This window comes from Clostridium saccharobutylicum DSM 13864, assembly GCF_000473995.1.
GTDB classification, from domain to species: Bacteria; Bacillota; Clostridia; order Clostridiales; family Clostridiaceae; genus Clostridium; species Clostridium saccharobutylicum.
Genome location: NC_022571.1, coordinates 2,459,247 through 2,475,320 on the forward strand (window position 1 = coordinate 2,459,247; position 16,074 = coordinate 2,475,320).

The 16,074-nt window shown below is 27.9% G+C and carries 16 protein-coding genes and 2 pseudogenes; 11 read left to right on the plus strand and 7 right to left on the minus strand.

Translation table 11 applies throughout. The features are described from left to right. The first annotated feature begins 1 nt into the window (after window position 1). The 4 genes from CLSA_RS10505 to CLSA_RS22050 all read left to right on the plus strand — a co-directional run bounded on the left by CLSA_RS10505 (window position 2) and on the right by CLSA_RS22050 (window position 3,019). A complete protein-coding gene (locus CLSA_RS10505; RefSeq protein WP_022746301.1) occupies window positions 2-781 on the plus strand; it encodes a PD-(D/E)XK nuclease family protein in 780 nt (259 codons plus the stop codon). A gap of 515 nt (window positions 782-1,296) precedes the next feature. Further along, a complete protein-coding gene (locus CLSA_RS10510; protein WP_022746302.1) occupies window positions 1,297-1,983 on the plus strand; it encodes a response regulator transcription factor in 687 nt (228 codons plus the stop codon). Beyond that, window positions 1,967-2,239 carry a hypothetical protein gene (locus tag CLSA_RS22045; RefSeq protein WP_052334800.1) on the plus strand — a complete coding sequence of 91 codons (273 nt, stop codon included), beginning with the start codon at window positions 1,967-1,969 and terminating at the stop codon, window positions 2,237-2,239. The genes CLSA_RS10510 and CLSA_RS22045 overlap by 17 nt, the downstream gene beginning before the upstream one ends. Before the next feature lie 45 nt (window positions 2,240-2,284). Further along, entirely contained in the window at window positions 2,285-3,019 is a 735-nt protein-coding gene (locus tag CLSA_RS22050) for a sensor histidine kinase (protein WP_022746304.1), read from the plus strand. 284 nt (window positions 3,020-3,303) lie between these two features. On the opposite strand, the gene CLSA_RS10520 is transcribed toward CLSA_RS22050, so the two are convergent. Continuing rightward, window positions 3,304-4,719 (minus strand): MFS transporter, encoded by a 1,416-nt coding sequence (locus CLSA_RS10520; protein WP_022746305.1) that lies wholly within the window; start codon window positions 4,717-4,719, stop codon window positions 3,304-3,306. A gap of 140 nt (window positions 4,720-4,859) precedes the next feature. Here CLSA_RS10520 and CLSA_RS10525 point away from each other — a divergent pair, with 140 nt between their 5' ends. Then, window positions 4,860-5,732, plus strand: coding sequence for an AraC family transcriptional regulator (locus tag CLSA_RS10525; RefSeq protein WP_022746306.1), 873 nt, complete (start codon window positions 4,860-4,862; stop codon window positions 5,730-5,732). Between the two features lie 100 nt (window positions 5,733-5,832). After that, entirely contained in the window at window positions 5,833-7,218 is a 1,386-nt protein-coding gene (locus CLSA_RS10530; protein ID WP_022746307.1) for an MATE family efflux transporter, read from the plus strand. Window positions 7,219-7,360: 142 nt separating this feature from the next. On the opposite strand, the gene CLSA_RS23950 is transcribed toward CLSA_RS10530, so the two are convergent. The 3 genes and pseudogenes from CLSA_RS23950 to CLSA_RS10540 form a co-directional block, all read right to left on the minus strand. Further along, window positions 7,361-7,783 (minus strand): DUF3471 domain-containing protein, encoded by a 423-nt coding sequence (locus CLSA_RS23950; RefSeq protein WP_335618176.1) that lies wholly within the window; start codon window positions 7,781-7,783, stop codon window positions 7,361-7,363. Window positions 7,784-7,810: 27 nt separating this feature from the next. Beyond that, window positions 7,811-8,803 (minus strand): annotated as a pseudogene (locus CLSA_RS23955) (serine hydrolase domain-containing protein); the annotation flags it as partial. Window positions 8,804-8,842: 39 nt separating this feature from the next. Then, window positions 8,843-9,391, minus strand: coding sequence for a MarR family winged helix-turn-helix transcriptional regulator (locus CLSA_RS10540; protein WP_022746308.1), 549 nt, complete (start codon window positions 9,389-9,391; stop codon window positions 8,843-8,845). Window positions 9,392-9,950: 559 nt separating this feature from the next. Between CLSA_RS10540 and CLSA_RS10545 the strand changes: the two genes are divergently transcribed. From CLSA_RS10545 to CLSA_RS10560, 4 genes are all read left to right on the plus strand, one after another. Next, complete coding sequence (locus CLSA_RS10545) at window positions 9,951-10,274, plus strand: ArsR/SmtB family transcription factor (protein ID WP_041716233.1); 324 nt, start codon at window positions 9,951-9,953, stop codon at window positions 10,272-10,274. Between the two features lie 127 nt (window positions 10,275-10,401). Next, complete coding sequence (locus CLSA_RS10550) at window positions 10,402-10,815, plus strand: arsenate reductase ArsC (RefSeq protein WP_022746310.1); 414 nt, start codon at window positions 10,402-10,404, stop codon at window positions 10,813-10,815. A gap of 67 nt (window positions 10,816-10,882) precedes the next feature. Continuing rightward, window positions 10,883-11,086 carry a DUF4177 domain-containing protein gene (locus CLSA_RS10555; RefSeq protein ID WP_022746311.1) on the plus strand — a complete coding sequence of 68 codons (204 nt, stop codon included), beginning with the start codon at window positions 10,883-10,885 and terminating at the stop codon, window positions 11,084-11,086. Window positions 11,087-11,213: 127 nt separating this feature from the next. After that, window positions 11,214-12,791 carry a [FeFe] hydrogenase, group A gene (locus tag CLSA_RS10560; RefSeq protein ID WP_022746312.1) on the plus strand — a complete coding sequence of 526 codons (1,578 nt, stop codon included), beginning with the start codon at window positions 11,214-11,216 and terminating at the stop codon, window positions 12,789-12,791. Window positions 12,792-12,883: 92 nt separating this feature from the next. Here CLSA_RS10560 and CLSA_RS24575 read toward each other — a convergent pair whose 3' ends face one another. From CLSA_RS24575 to CLSA_RS23970, 3 genes and pseudogenes are all read right to left on the minus strand, one after another. Beyond that, on the minus strand, window positions 12,884-13,015 hold the full coding sequence (locus tag CLSA_RS24575; protein WP_236903340.1) for a hypothetical protein: 132 nt from the start codon (window positions 13,013-13,015) through the stop codon (window positions 12,884-12,886). Window positions 13,016-13,033: 18 nt separating this feature from the next. Continuing rightward, window positions 13,034-13,564: pseudogene (locus tag CLSA_RS24465) on the minus strand (N-acetylmuramoyl-L-alanine amidase family protein); the annotation flags it as partial. Further along, window positions 13,548-13,880: a hypothetical protein gene (locus CLSA_RS23970; RefSeq protein ID WP_052334802.1), complete on the minus strand. Its 333-nt coding sequence runs from the start codon at window positions 13,878-13,880 to the stop codon at window positions 13,548-13,550. The gene CLSA_RS23970 and the pseudogene CLSA_RS24465, both read right to left, overlap by 17 nt. A gap of 783 nt (window positions 13,881-14,663) precedes the next feature. Between CLSA_RS23970 and CLSA_RS10570 the strand changes: the two genes are divergently transcribed. Beyond that, complete coding sequence (locus CLSA_RS10570) at window positions 14,664-15,851, plus strand: hypothetical protein (protein WP_022746313.1); 1,188 nt, start codon at window positions 14,664-14,666, stop codon at window positions 15,849-15,851. Window positions 15,852-16,074: the final 223 nt, after the last annotated feature.

The following is a 16,074-nucleotide window of genomic DNA, read 5'->3' on the forward strand; positions in this document are numbered from 1 at the left end:
AATGGATGTTAATGAGTTAAGAGAATTATTTGAAGAAAATTTTGAACAACTTAAATATGAATATGGACGTTCTATAACGCTAAATATGAAGGAATATGCGTGGCAGCAAGTAAAATTATATTATGAAAGACTAGGGAATATTGCAAAAAAGGTTAAAGAAACAGAAGTTAAGCTTATTTTGCCAGAGCAAGTGACTCCTAAAGGTAAAAAATATACTATTGAAGGAAGCGTTAATATTATAAAAGAAAAAGATAAAATTACAATATGTGATGTAAAAACAAATGAAGCAAAAGATGTACAAGCTAATAAAGAATATTATAAAGGACAACTAAATGTATACGCTCATATATGGAAAAAATTAAAGAATTCAAATATTGATGATATGGCTATAATAGCAACAGCACCACCAAAAGAATTAAGAAATGCACTGAATAACAATGATAAAGAAGAAGTCGAGAAACAATTAAAAAATTGGAATCCACTTGTTAAAGTTTCATTAGAACAATTAGATATAGATAATCAAATAAGAAAGTTTGGAGAATTCGTAGATAATATACAAGAAGGAAAATTTAATTCTCCATCTTTAAAATATCTCAAAACAGTTCAAAAAGGACAAAGAGCTCCATTTGGAACAGCAGTATGCAGGCATTGTGATGTAAGACATTCATGTGATTCATATAATCAATATATTAATAAAATAGAATTAGATGAAGAAATAAAAAAAGATATAGCAATAGAAGATGAGATTGAGAGGGAACAATGGATGAAATCCTATGAATAATTCTATTTGATCATTAACCGAAATTAAAAATAATTTTATTACGTAGACTATGCAAATTTATTTGATTGTGATTTATCTGGAAGGTTCTAAATAGATGACATTATCCACTTTAGTATGTTCCAACTATTAAGTGCTACACGCTAAAGTGGATAATTTTTTAAATAATATAGATACTGAATAATTATTATGTAAAGTAAAGTATATAAAAACATAAGTTTAAGTGCAACAAAAAATCAAAAGAAATACTTAGAACAAAAATAGTTTTTAGTATTCCTTTTTCATTTTAAAGAAGGAATACAAATAATAAATTAATTAGAAATTGCTATTCTAACAGAGAATGAGCAACGGAATAAAGTTATTTTCTATATTTGTCTAGTCATTCATTTAGATTAACAGAATTTAAAGTAAAACCTGAAACTTAAATTCATAATCTCTGGTTTTCTGATAGTATTAAAGAAATTCATTTAAATTCTGTTTAAAAAGGAATGGTATAATAAATTTAAGAGGTGTTTGTTTTGAGTAAAATATTAGTTGTAGATGATGATAAAAATATAAATAAATTAATTCAGTCATTACTGGAAAATGAAAATTATGAAGTGATAGTATCATTTGATGGTAAAGATGCTTTAGAAAAACTAGACAATGAAAAAGTAGACATGCTAATTACAGATGTTATGATGCCTAACATGGATGGATGGGAACTTTGCAGAGAGGTACGTTTATTTAGTAATATGCCAATTTTAATGTTAACTGTTTTAGGGGAAACAACTCAAAAAGTAAAGGGGTTTGTAATTGGAGCTGATGATTATTTAACTAAACCGTTTGAACCAATAGAGCTTATTGCCAGAGTAAAAGCATTATTTAGAAGAGCTAATATAAATGATTCTATGTCAATCACTGTTGGAAATCTTGTTATTGATAAAAATAGTTATATTGTAAAAACAAATTCAGAAAATTTTACATTACCTCCCAAAGAATTTGAATTGCTATTTGCCCTAGCAAGTACACCCAGTAAAACTTTTTCTAGAGATTCATTAATTGAAGATATCTGGGGCTATGATTTTGATGGAAATGAAAGAACTTTAGATGTGCATATTGGCAGAATTCGTGATAGATTTCCTCAAGAACAATTTGGAATAAAAATAACAACTATAAGAGGTTTGAGTTATAGATTGGAGGAAACAAGTGAGAAAACTAAATAGCAAAAGATTAGGCCATCATATCAGAAATCTATTGGGAATGATTACATCTATTTTTGTAGGATTTTTTATAGTATACAAAGTTTTTAACTTGCAAATTAACTTTTATTCTATGATATTAAATATAATTAGCTGTTTTTTAGGAATAGGAATATATTTAAGTATAATTTTCATTATTTATAGTAAAGGGGAACATTTTGCAGATAATTTTAAAATTGTATTTGATGCAATTGATAAAATATCTGATGGAGATTTTTAAGTTTTTGTAGACAGTAGTAAATATAAACATAATCGTCATAATCATATGATGAATGTATTAGCTCAAAAAGTAAACGATATGGCAAAACAATTAAGCACTATGGAGATGATGCGCCAGGATTTCGTGTCTAATGTATCTCATGAAATACAATCTCCGCTTACATCAATTCAAGGCTTTGCTGTTTTACTTAAAAATGACAATTTATCTAAAGAAGATAAGAAAGCTTATTTAGAAATTATTGATACTGAAACTAAAAGGTTATCTAAGCTAAGTAATAATTTATTAAAATTATCAGCATTAGATTCTGGAGCAAAGGAATTACAAATTAAAAGATATGATCTAGGAAATCAGCTTAGAAATGTAATTTTATCTTTGGAGCCTCAATGGTCAAAGAAGAATATTGAATTTGAAATAGAGTGTCCAAAGACAAATGTAAATGCTGATGAAGAACTTATGAGTGAGGTCTGGATTAATTTATTAAGTAATGGAATTAAATTTACACCTAATGATAGTAAAATGTATGTATCAGTTAAAAGAGAATCTGAAAATATTCAAGTAACAATTAGAGATAGTGGTATTGGCATAAAGGAACAAGAACCAAAGCGTATCTTTGAACGTTTTTATATGGCTGATAAATCAAGGAAAAGAGAACTTGGAGGAAATGGGTTAGGTCTTTCTATTGTTAAAAAAATAATTGATTTGCATGTAGGAAGTATTAGGGTTGAAAGTGAAATAAATAGAGGAGCTACATTTATTGTATGCCTATTAGCAGAAATGTAATTAGGTTTATAAAAAATATAATAATTATAATATATTCTAAATTATTTCATCAAAATTATATTTTTATTTAAATTTGTTTAAGTAAAAAGCATAGAAGGAAGTTCAGAAGTTTTTGATTATGGTATATAATGAATAGTATTAATTTATATTAAAACTGTGCTATAGATTGCAACTAGTAATATGTAACCTATAGCACAGTTTTTATTTTAAAAATTTATATTAAATAACAACTAAGTATAAAATGATAAAATTAATGCAAATATATAGTTATTTAATTTTAATTATTAAAATTCATTTATAGTTTCATACTTATCTTTCTTCATAGCTCTGTTAATTGTTACTAAAACACCAAACAAACATAATATTGCTAATATTATATATACCCCTTTCATTCCAAATACGAATATATCGTCTCTTTCAGATAGATATGTTGTAATATGGTAGCCTATTTTGTAACTCATAAGACTATACAAAATAGTAGTTCCAAAGGTTACCCCTATTACTTGTCCGAAGTTCCTTACTAACGAATTAACACTGCCAGCAATGCCAAGTTTATTTTTTGGTGCTGCAGACATAATCAAATAATTATTAGATGGCTGGAAAAATCCATTTCCTATAGCCATGACTATTTGAAAGGTTATTACAATAAATACACTTGAGTTACAGTCCCAAAAAGACATAAGTAAAAAGCCTAAGCCAGTAAAAATTAAACCTAAAACTGTAATTGAATTTGCACCAATTTTATCTGAGATTGCTCCACTTATAGGAGAAATTAAAGTAATAACTAATGGTGATATCATTAAAATTAATCCTGATTCATAGGTATTAATTTTTAAAGTATATTGTAAGTAAAATGGTACTATTATGCCTGAAGCACTTATGCAAACAAAAGAAATGAATGCACAAAGTAAGCTAACTGAAAATAATTTGTTTTTAAATATGTCAAGGTTTAGCAATGGATTTGCTTTAACTTTTTGAACCCTAATAAATATTGCAAAACTAAATAAAGTTAAAATTAGCCCTCCCACAATTAATGGATTAAACAAACCTAAATTCTGTTCTCCAATAAGAGTACATATTAATGATGTGCTGAAAATAAAGAAAGTGATGGCTCCTGTAATATCTAGTTTCCCTTTTGCTTTATTATCTTTTGGTAGAAACTTCATACCTAATATCAATGCTGCTATACCAATGGGTACATTTACCCAAAATATATAAGTCCAATTTAATGAACCTAGTATTACACCACCTACTGCCGGTCCTAACATTGTTCCAAGTGCTACCATGGAGGCTAATACACCTAATGCTTTTCCTCTTTCTTTTTGATCAAATACTTCCGTTATTATCCCTTGATTATTTGCCATAAAAGCTGCAGCACCAATAGCTTGAATCATTCTAGCGACTATGAGGAAAATAATGTTATTAACCATTCCACACATAAATGAAGCGGTCGTAAATATTATTATGCCTATCTTAAAAATAGTAACCTTACCAACTAAGTCACCCAGCTTTCCAAAAACCATTATTATTGAACAGATAATCGTTATATAGCTTAATACTACTAATTCAATAATAGACATGCTGACAGAAAGAGATTTAGCCATTACAGGCAGTGCGATATTTACAATGCTCATATCTAAGCAGGCTACAAAAGACATTAATACAATTACAAATAAAATTATTCCGTTATTTTTTTTCATTTTCATCAATCCTTTTTTATATAGCACTATATTGTTAATTTCAATTTAAATTGTTATATTTATATTATCAGTATTAATTATATTTATCATGAATTATCTTGCTAAATATTAGCATGATTTTGCTATTGATGGAGGTATATATGAAAGATTTATCTAATTACTATTATAAGGAAATGCCAAATGAAAACTTTTTTGTAGATATTTTTGAAAATTGCCATAAGGAATTAGGTTCAACTTTTGAGAGACATTGGCATGAACATCTTCAATTTTTTTATTTTACTATTGGAGAGGCTATTTTGAATTGTAGCCACATCCAAATAAAAGTGCATACAGGAGATTTAGTAATAATAAATAGCAATGAACTACATGACTGCACAAATCTATGTTGTAATCTTAAATATTATATTATAAGGGTAGACTTAGAATTTCTTTTTAGTAATCAAGTAGATACCCTACAAACTAAGTTCTTAATACCCCTAGCACAAAACCTAATTTTATTTAAAAATTTAGTTAGAGATGATAAGAATATTAATAGTTGCATTGAAAAAATAATTGTTGAGTACTTTGAGAGAAAGCTAGGCTATGAGTTAGCTATAAAAGGATATTTTTACGATTTAATAGTTAATTTAATGAGAAATTATGTTGAAGAAATTCTAACTCAAAAACAGTTTGATGATAGAATAAATAATTTGGCTCGTTTTGATGACATAATTAAATATATTGAAAATAATTATTATGAAAAAATAAAATTAGAGGAGCTTGCTAAGATGGCTAATATGAGTACTTATTATTTTGTTCGGTCTTTTAAACAAATTACTGGCAGATCGCCAATAGATTATATAAATAAATTAAGGATTGATAAGGCTTTTTCTCTTTTAAAAGGAGGTAAGTTCAATGTAACTGAAGCTGCCTTAGATTGCGGTTTTAATGATGTTAATTACTTTAGTAGATTATTTAAAAAATATAATAAAATGTCGCCAAGTGAAGCAAAAAAATTATCAGGTAAAAAGTAATATATTGATTATTTGTAGAAAATACTATTTTATTTAAGTTCTGTTTAAATTATAATCTTAAAATTAATTTAAGATAGAATATCAATCAGGAGGTATTTTCATGCAATCAAATAGCAAAAACATAAGAATTATGAAGAAAGGAAAAGTATCTAAAGCATTATTAACACTTGGTATACCAATTATTATAGGGATGCTTATAAATTGTTCATATAATGTGATAGATGCATATTTTACTAGTACACTTGGAATAAATCAAGTAGGAGCTATATCTGTTATATTTCCTCTTATCATGGCAATTAGCGGAATTGGTATTGGAATTGGAGCAGGTGCAGGATCATATATTTCACGCCTTTTAGGAAAGAAAGATGACTATAAGGCAAACATTACTGCATCTACAGCTGTATGTAGCAGCATAATAGCAGGAATAGTTATTACTATTTTTACAATTGCATTTTTAGATAAAATATTATTAGCAATAGGTGCAACAGAAACTATTCTTCCCTTTGCAAAAGAGTATGGTTCAATTTATATTTCTTTTAGCGTATTGTCAATTCTTAATATAACTATGAATAATATTATGGCAGCACAAGGTGAAGGAAAAATATCCATGACAGCAATGATAATTGGAGCAATTGCCAATACAATACTTGCACCAATATTTATATTTGAGTTAAATTTAGGGATAAAGGGAGCAGCAATAGCGACTGTAATTGCGCAAGGAATAACATCAAGTTTTTATGTTTGGTATGCAGTTTCCAAGAGTTATTTAAGAATATCCATTCATAATATAAGTTTTCAAAAAGAAATTTGTATAGAAACACTTAAGGTTGGAGTTCCAACTATACTATTTACCTTACTTTCAAGTACTTCAGTAGGGTTAATTAATATAAAAGCTAGTATGTATGGAAGTGAGCAGGTGGCTGCCATGGGAATTGTAACACGTGTATTTGCAATAGCTACCCATATTGTTTTTGGTTATTCAAAAGGCTTGCAACCAATTGTAGGTTATAACTATGGTGCAAAAAACTATAAACGCTTGAATGAAATAATGAAGGTATCTCTAATTCAGGCAACAGTATTTTGCTTTATTGCAACAACATTAATGATTATATGTTCAAATCAAATAATGTCTATATTCAGCAACGATTATTTAGTGAAAAATACAGGTAATCTAGCATTAAAAGTTAATGGAATTGCATTTTTAACTTTTGGAATTCAAATGGTATTTGCAACATTTTTCTTATCACTTGGTAAAGGCAGAGAAGGAGGCATTCTTAGTATTTGTAGACAAGGAATTATGTTTATACCTGTAATACTTATTTTACCTAGTTTAATTGGATTTAATGGAGTTATATATTCTCAAGCTATTGCAGATTTGTTAACTACAATATTAACAATCATTTTTGCATTTGACTTGGTTAAAAAGCTAAAAAATCTTCAATATGAAAGAATGAATTTAAACATCATGTCCAAAGATTATATTTGAAGCAAAATTTCATAAATTTAAACTGTATTATAGATTGCAATAGATGGTACACAAGTTTATAATACAGTTTTCCTTTTGTAAAAAATATATATCCTATAAAATTTACTACAAATAGAATATTACTTTTATTTTATAGTGTTTTTTATTTCTCTTTTTTAAATAAAATTTCTTTTATATTGGGTTCAAAAGGTATTGAAACGCTTTTAATATTTCCATCATTATCATAATTGAATTTAACTGATATTACATAATAATCCATAACGCTCATGGTAAAAATATCATAGCATTTATGATCAAGTGTGTATTCTATATTATTATAAGTTAATTTCAAGCTATTATCTTTTATTTGGATTTTTACAGATCCATATCCTGGATTTTCATATATGCCTACATATTCTTCAAGGGAGTGGGAAGGAGTCAGAGATTCCTTTTTAGAGTTTCTTTCTGCTTCATTAGCAGATTCCATTGTTTTCAACATATTTTCAACTTCATTTTGAAGTTTTTTATTAAAAGCAGTATAATCATAGCCTAAAAGCTTGTCATATATATAGTAAGCTATAGGCATAGTGCAAAAAGCATTACTTAAATTAGTAAGAATAACTATACCAATATTTTCATCTGGAAGAAAGCTTGTATAGGAACAAAACCCATCTATATTTCCACCATGATTAACATGTTTTCGTCCTCTATAGGATTCAATAAACCAGCCTAATCCATAAGATGAAAATTGTAATTCATCAAGATTTAGAGGAAATAGTTGACAAGGGATTTGAGGCGAATGCAACTCATTTATAGTTTTCTCTGATATAATCTGATTTCCATTTACTTTACCTTTATTTAAATGAAGGCTAAGCCATTTTAACATATCAGTTAAATTTGAATTTATACAACCAGCAGGCCCCATAGAATCTATTTTTCTAAAGTTTATTTTGGTAATTTCATCTCCTTTTTGTACGTATGGCTGGCTGTAATTTGTAGATTTTTTTGAAACATCCACTGAGAAATTTGTGCTGTTCATACCAGGAGGTTCAAGAATTCTTGATTTTACAAATTCTTCCCAAGTCATTCCTGTAACCAGCTCAATAATATAGCCAGCAGTAGCATACATTAAATTATTGTACTGCCATGTTTCTCTGAAATCTTTACTAAATTCCAAGTATTTAATTCTATCTACTAGTTCTTTTCTGCTTAAAGAAGAGTTATACCATAATGCATCATGTCTAGGTAGTCAAGAACGATGGCAAAGCATGTCTCTTAATGTAAGGTGTTCTTCAGCATATTTATTGTGCATTTCAAAGTTTGGCATGTACTTTTTTATAGGAGTATCGAGATCAAGTTTACCTTCATCTACCAATATGCCTATTGATAGTGAAGTAAAAGCTTTACTGGCAGAACCTATAGCAAATAAAGTGTCTTTTGTAACATTTGAATTTTTATTAATATCACGCAGACCAAATTCACCATAGTATATTATTTCATCATTTCTGATTATACCTACAGTCATTCCAGGAATTTTGGATTCTTGCATCTTTCCAGATAAGAAGTCATTAAGATATTCAAAGTTATTAGATATGTTATTCTTCATAATATTGTTGCACCACCTTTGTTTATTGAATTAAATTTTTTATTTTTTATAATTTCTCATTCTTTCAAATTCGTTTAATGCTCTTTCTTGTATCTCATCTGCATCTTCACCCATGTCAAATTCAGCTTCTTCTTCAAAACCATCCTGTTCTTCGCCATCAAATCTATATAATTTCTTTAATAGTGTCCATAATATTTCCATTTCTTCAATAGAAAAATCTTTAGAAAGCTTACCAAAGAACCCAATTGATTTTTCAGCACATATTTTCATGGCATCTGTTCCAGCTTCAGTAATTTTCACATTAACTGCACGCTTATCATATTGACTTGGTAAAGTAATGACATATCCTTTGTTTTCTAGATTAGTAATCAATTGCTTTATACTTTGTTTTGTTGTACCTAGTTTTTTTGCAATATTGTTTAAAGTTGTTTCATTTTCAGGTAAATGCATGATAGAAACCATTGCCATAAGCTGTCTGCTGGTTAAAGGTTCGCAATATTCATCACCTTTAATCTGAATTTTATTAGTGAGAGAAAATAGTGTTGCGTATATTTGTTGCATTAGAAATAATGCTTTGTAATTATTCATAAGATACCTCCTTTTTAAATAGACAATATATTGTCTAAAATTACGATGGCATATTATTCTAATATAGTCAATATACTGTCTATTAGTTTTGATGTGATTTATTAGTTAAATTTATTGAAGATGGTTATTAATTAATAGTATTAGGTAGTACAGCTGTAATATTATTAAATCTTGTTTGCAGAAAGGATGATTTGCTTATATTACCATCATTAATGTTTTGGATTGGAAAGATATCTATTATTACAATAATGTCTAATATGAGAAAAATATAAAAATATCCAGTTTTAGAACTAAGTGAAATAAATGGATTCAACAGTACCAAATGTGAAAAATATGTTATCACTAAGTGGGATTAGGGCAGTTGCTTTGCTTTGTATATCTGTTAAAAATCCTAAGAATACAATTTTGTAACAATGATTTCATTGCTACATAAAATAAATATATAGACTATTATATATTTATAAAATATATAAACTAAGTTAAAATAGAAAAAGTATTGACGTTATATAAATAGTATTCTATATTTTATAGATATATATATCTATATGGAGAGGTGTTAATGAAAATGAGTTATGAAGATAATGCAAAAATTTTTAAAGCACTATCTGACCCAAGTAGGTTAAAGATATTGGACATATTATCTTGTGGTGAGAAGTGTGCATGTAATATTTTAGAGTATTTTGAATTTACTCAACCAACGCTTTCACATCATATGAAAGTATTAAGTGATTGTGGACTTGTAGAGGTAAGAAAAGAAGGACTTTGGAATTACTATGAATTAAATATGAATAATTGTAACAAGTTAACTTTATATTTAATGAATCTTGTAACAGAAACAGATAATTGCATTTGTAAAGATAAGACTAAATGTAATTGTAAATAAGGGATTAGTTTGATGATAAACAAAGTAAATGAAATTTTACAGTAATAGAATTTAGATGTGAAGACGTAAGAAGAAATAATTTAATTAACTTAATTCAATAAACTTGTTTCAAGGAGAGATTCGAAAAATGAAAACAAAAGTAGCATTTATATGTGTTCATAATTCATGTAGATCACAAATGGCGGAAGCACTTGGAAAACTTTATGGAGATTCAGTATTTGAAAGTTATTCTGCAGGAACAGAAACTAAGCCTAAAATAAATGAAGATGCGGTAAGAATTATAAAAAAATTGTATAGTATTGATATGAATGAAACACAAAAATCTAAGCTTTTATCAGAAATACCCAATATGGATATTGTTATAAAAATGGGATGCAATGTTGCATGTCCTTATTTGTCAGCTAAGCATATAGAAGATTGGGGATTAGATGATCCGACAGGAAAAAGTGATGAAGAATTTATAGTAACAGCTAAAAAAATAGAAGGTAAAATAAAAGATTTAGCAAAGCGAATTGAGAATAATGAAATTAATGTAGATTGATTTATTTTAAATGTTTTTTGTCAATAATATTAACATACCTATAAAAATTAAGGAGTGATTAATTATTATGATATGGCAATATAAAGTATTTTCAGTTGAACATTTTTTAAATTCAGATAAAGATCTAACAATGGAAGAAAAATTAAATAAATATGGAGCAGATGGCTGGGAACTTGTTGGAGTATTGGAAAAGCCATCTACAGGACTTGGAAATCCTCCTGAAGCTTTAGATCGTGAATCAATAGTGTTTAAAAAAGCCATAAAGAGTTGAAAAATTCATTAAAAGTTATACCAGTGCAAAATAAATTGCACTGATATAACTTTTTGTATTTAGAATAAACTATCATTTAAAAATCATAGACTTAAATATATAATCTATTTAAAATATGGAGATGTCTATGAGTAAATCAAAAAAACATAGAGTTCAAGAAGATAATATTATACAAATGAATAAAAAGAAATGTATTGGATGTACAGCTTGTGCATTTACATGTGCAAAGGAAACTAAGATATCTGTATTAAAAGCAGTTGATAATGGAAGGAGGACAGTAGATCCGAAGCAAGTTACTTTTGGAGCTAGTGGATGTATATATTGTGGACAATGTACACTTGCTTGTCCAACAACAGCAATTAATGTTAGAAATGATGTATCTTTAGTAAAAGAAGCATTAAATAGTGGTAAATATTTAATATTAACAGCAGCTCCAGCAGTAAAAGCAACACTTGGAGAAGAATTTAGTCTTCCAATAGGTACAAATGTAGGAGGAAAGATTGCACCATCTGCTAAAAAAATGGGATTTCAAAATGTATTTGATACTGATTTTGGTGCAGATATGACAGTTATAGAAGAGGGGACTGAACTTATAAAAAGAATTGTTAGTAAAGAAAATTTACCCATGTTTACTTCTTGTTGTCCTGCATGGGTACGCTATGTTGAACTTTTTCATCCAGAAATATTAAAGAATGTTTCAACTTCAAAGTCTCCCCAGCAAATGATGGGAGCAAGTATAAAAACATATTTTGCAGATACATATAATGTTTTACCTACTAATATAGTTACAGTATCTGTAAAACCATGTACTGCTAAAAAATACGAAGCACAAAGAGATGAGATGGGCAGAAATGGATATAAAGATATTGATATAGTTTTGACTATAAGAGAATATGCACAGCTTTTAAAAGAAAAAGGAATAAATATAACTGCAATACCCGATGAAAGTTCAGATCCATTTATGGGAGAATATACTGGAGCAGCAGTTATTTTTGGGGCAAGCGGAGGCGTTATGCAAGCAACTCTTAGAACAGTAGCAAATTACTTAAAAGGTGATGTGGCAGAAGTTAATAATATTAAATTTAATAAAATAGATGGATATGAGGATATAAAGGAATCAATTATTAGTTTGGGAGGACAAAATTACAAAGTTGCAATTGTAAATGGACTAAAAGAAATTGAAAAATTTTTAAGTGGTAGAAAATGGAAGGAGTATTTATTTGTTGAAGTTATGGCATGCCCAGGCGGATGTATAAATGGAGGGGGAACTCCAAGAATAGAAATGAAATCTAAAATTAATGAAAAGTTATGTATAGCATGTGGAACGTGTATAGAAAATTGTCCTGTTGGAGCTATACAATATAATGCACAAGGACGTGCAGAAGCTCAAAAAGACAAATGCGTTGGATGTAAATTATGTAGCAATATTTGCAGATCTGAGGCAATAAAAATGCAGTATTATGATAAAGCGACAAATAAACCTTTAGAAGAAAATTATATAAAATTAAGAACAGATGTCTTAAAAAATATTGATAAAGAATCAAAAATAAGAATTTCAGATGAAAATGAAAATCTTCAGAATATGTATAAGAATTACATGGGTGAAGCTGACGGAGGAAAAGCAAATGCTTTACTTCACACTAATTATTTAGATAAATCATCTGAACTTCAGAATAATTTTAGAACAAAAAGGAAAAAACATTAATTATTTTCACGTGCCTTATAATAAAAAATAATGTAATAAAAGCATTGCTGAAAGTTTAAGTTTTCAGCAATGCTTTTAAAAAATATAGTAAATTATCTAATCCATGCTCCTGATGGTTGAAGGAAATACCAAGTACCATTGTCATTTAACCAACCAGTCTTCATAGCAGCTGATCCATTTAAGTAGTACCAGTTTCTGCCATCTTTAATCCAACCTGTAGACATAATACCATCCGCTTTTATATAATACCAAACGCCTCCATCATTAACCCGTTGTCCTTTTAATTGATTTCCTGAAGCATTATAGAATGTAACCCATCCTTTGTTTGCAATTGGAGTTGTTTCAACTGGAGTTTGAGCTTGTGTTAAAGTTTGTCCTCCAATTACTGAATAAACTTCATGGCTTTGATTCCATGCAACAATATTGTTGTCATCATAAACAGATATTTTATTGAAAGATCCATCTACTTTATATACTTTTATCCAAGTTTTGTCATTGTCCCATTTATAGATATATCCAGATGATAATCTCCATAGGCTTCCGTTTACATCTGTGTCTACTGCTAATGTACTATCAATAATTTCTGCAGAATCATTTGATTGGTTGTTGACATCAGTGTAATAATATGAGCTCTTTGAGACTAATGTTATTGTTTGAGTTTTTATTGAATTTCCACTAATAGTGTAATTAATTAACTTTCCGTTAGAAATAGTATAGTTGCTAAGTAAAGTATGATTTGAATCTAAAGCATTACCATTATCTTGAGAAATTATTTAAACTTTTAACTGTTCCGGCATCAGTAACGTCGTATCTTTCATCTGTATCCTTTTTAAGATTTTTTCTTAAAGTTGAAGAAGCATCATCTTGTGAATTCTCTTTTATTGAATCATCAGTAACTGAACCGTTATTTAAATTAATAAAATGATCTCCACTTTGTATATCTAAGTACTTAGAACCATAAGTTTTGATAGATGATCCACTGTCGACATTTGATAAATTGTTATATTTACCGTTTGATAAATAGTAAGCTGATTCATCTTTATTATTAACTTCTCCATCAATATAGAATTTTCCATCTTTGTATGCCATGGCATTATAGATAGTACCTTCTTGAGAATCTATTTTTTGTAATCAGCTGCATTTGCAGGTATTATTGAAATAATAGCAGCAGTAGCTAATAATAATGATGTCGCTTTACTCATTCTTTTTAACATAATTTTTTCCTCCGTATTTGTATAAGATTTAATATTAGTGAATATTTAATTTTAAATAAAGGTGATTTTTGTTTTTGACACTATATTATACAGATTAATATTGGTTATTTTGGTGCCTTTTAAAAAAAGTCGAATTTAGAGTTATAATAGAAAATAAATTTAAGTATATAACGTGAAAATTTATTTAAATAGATGATATACATCAAACCTTGATCCAACATAGGTGAAAGAACAAATGTTGAAGATTTAGCGAAATTTGTAAGGTTAATTTAAAGCTAATTATTTTGGAGACGATATTGAAGCTTATAATGGTTCAGAAGTAGTTAAGTTTACTCTCCTTAGACAGCAAGAGGATAAAGCTTACCAATAGTTTAAAACTTGAAAGTAGACTACTAAATAATTATTATGTAAAGTAAAGTGTGACAAAAACTTAAAATTAAATGAAGAAATGAAAAAATAAGAAAAATTATTCTACAAAAACATATGATTATTAAAAAGAAAATAAATTAAAATACAAACATAGATTAATAAATTGCATTATATTCATCATATCCGTATTTTGGATTTAAATATAATTAATTTTCAAATTGACATGAATATCCGTCTAACTTATAATTTAATTACACAATATTGAAAAAATAAGGAAGCGAAAATTAGTATGATAAGTGTTATTAAAACTGCAATTATAACTATAATAATATCATTTATATCTGGGTTGCTTTTAGACTATTATAAAGGGTTAGCACCTAGAATATTATGTAACATAGGAAAAGGCGTACCGCTAGTAATGAATAACAAAAAAATTTGTGCTTATATTCTTACTGTTAGGAACATATCAAATAAAACAATCCATAATATAAGCCTAAATGTACAAGGTTCACAGAATAACTTAAGAAGTGGAGATGCCAAAATAACAAAAGGTTTAAAATTTGATTCTTCAGAAAAAAATAATGTTTTAGATGTATCTATACCTTTTTTAAGTAAGAATGATGAATTTTCAGTCACTTTATATGTGGAAAATCAATATGGGGTGTATAATAAGCCTGTTGCTACAATTCGATCACCCGAAAATTTTAAGGAGATAAACTCTGTAAAACAAATTGGAATTCTATCGGGATTGTTTAATATACCTAAAAGTATAAGTAATGTATTTTCAAACACAGTGAAAGACAATGAAGCAAAAGCTCATAATAAAAAACATGATTCTAGAACTTACATGAGCAATGAACGAGGTAATAAGAAAACAGGAAATGGTAAACTTAGTAAGAATAAAAAGGCAATGATAGCAATTGCATCACTTATTTTAGTTATAAGTATTGGAGGGGTAGGAGCATTTTACTACAAACAGATAGCTGCTAGTACACAAACTCCTGATACAAAAACTAACGTTCAAAAACAATCCAATGATACAACAGAATCAACAAATGGAACAACTAAAAATACAGATACAAAATCATTAACAGGTGGAACAACTAAAAATTCAGGCACAAAATCATCAGCAAATGAAACAACTAAAAATTCAGGTGCAAAATCATCAACAAGTGGAACAAACGAAAATACAGATTTGAAAGCATCGACAGATGGAACAGGTAAAAATGTAAATTCAAAATCATCAACAAATGGAACAAATGAAAGTACAGATACAAAAACATCAGGAAGCGGAACAACTAAAAACACAGATGCAAAGACATCAGTAAGTGGAACAAGCGCAAGTACAGATATGAAGACACCAGTAAGTGGAACAAGCGGAAATATGGATGCAAAGACATCGACAACTGGAACAACAGGAAATACCGCAGATACAAAAACATCAACAAGTGGAACAAATAAAAATTCTTCCAATTAATATTTTGTATATTGGTCTATAACTATCAAATCAAATTTTATATGCTCCCTTTATAAGAACAGTTTTATTATTTTAACTGCCTACTATAATGGGAGCATTTTAATTACTGCATCCTACCACAGTTTCCATAACGATTAAATAAATTTCTATTCTAATTAATACATTAACTATACAAAAATATATTTGTTAGATACAATAGATATAAAATTACTTACGATAAGGA

Bases quoted from the DNA above. Each gene is read 5' to 3' on its own strand.
- CLSA_RS24575 (WP_236903340.1), bottom strand. From the start codon at position 13,015: ATGTCTACAGGTTGGATTAAAGATGGCAGAAACTGGTACTACTTAAAT.
- CLSA_RS10525 (WP_022746306.1), top strand. From the start codon at position 4,860: ATGAAAGATTTATCTAATTACTATTATAAGGAAATGCCAAATGAAAAC.
- CLSA_RS10505 (WP_022746301.1), top strand. From the start codon at position 2: ATGGATGTTAATGAGTTAAGAGAATTATTTGAAGAAAATTTTGAACAA.
- CLSA_RS10545 (WP_041716233.1), top strand. From the start codon at position 9,951: ATGAAAATGAGTTATGAAGATAATGCAAAAATTTTTAAAGCACTATCT.
- CLSA_RS10520 (WP_022746305.1), bottom strand. From the start codon at position 4,719: ATGAAAAAAAATAACGGAATAATTTTATTTGTAATTGTATTAATGTCT.
- CLSA_RS23950 (WP_335618176.1), bottom strand. From the start codon at position 7,783: ATGCCTATAGCTTACTATATATATGACAAGCTTTTAGGCTATGATTAT.
- CLSA_RS10570 (WP_022746313.1), top strand. From the start codon at position 14,664: ATGATAAGTGTTATTAAAACTGCAATTATAACTATAATAATATCATTT.
- CLSA_RS10540 (WP_022746308.1), bottom strand. From the start codon at position 9,391: ATGAATAATTACAAAGCATTATTTCTAATGCAACAAATATACGCAACA.
- CLSA_RS10560 (WP_022746312.1), top strand. From the start codon at position 11,214: ATGAGTAAATCAAAAAAACATAGAGTTCAAGAAGATAATATTATACAA.
- CLSA_RS23970 (WP_052334802.1), bottom strand. From the start codon at position 13,880: ATGGCATACAAAGATGGAAAATTCTATATTGATGGAGAAGTTAATAAT.
- CLSA_RS10550 (WP_022746310.1), top strand. From the start codon at position 10,402: ATGAAAACAAAAGTAGCATTTATATGTGTTCATAATTCATGTAGATCA.
- CLSA_RS10530 (WP_022746307.1), top strand. From the start codon at position 5,833: ATGCAATCAAATAGCAAAAACATAAGAATTATGAAGAAAGGAAAAGTA.
- CLSA_RS22050 (WP_022746304.1), top strand. From the start codon at position 2,285: ATGATGAATGTATTAGCTCAAAAAGTAAACGATATGGCAAAACAATTA.
- CLSA_RS10555 (WP_022746311.1), top strand. From the start codon at position 10,883: ATGATATGGCAATATAAAGTATTTTCAGTTGAACATTTTTTAAATTCA.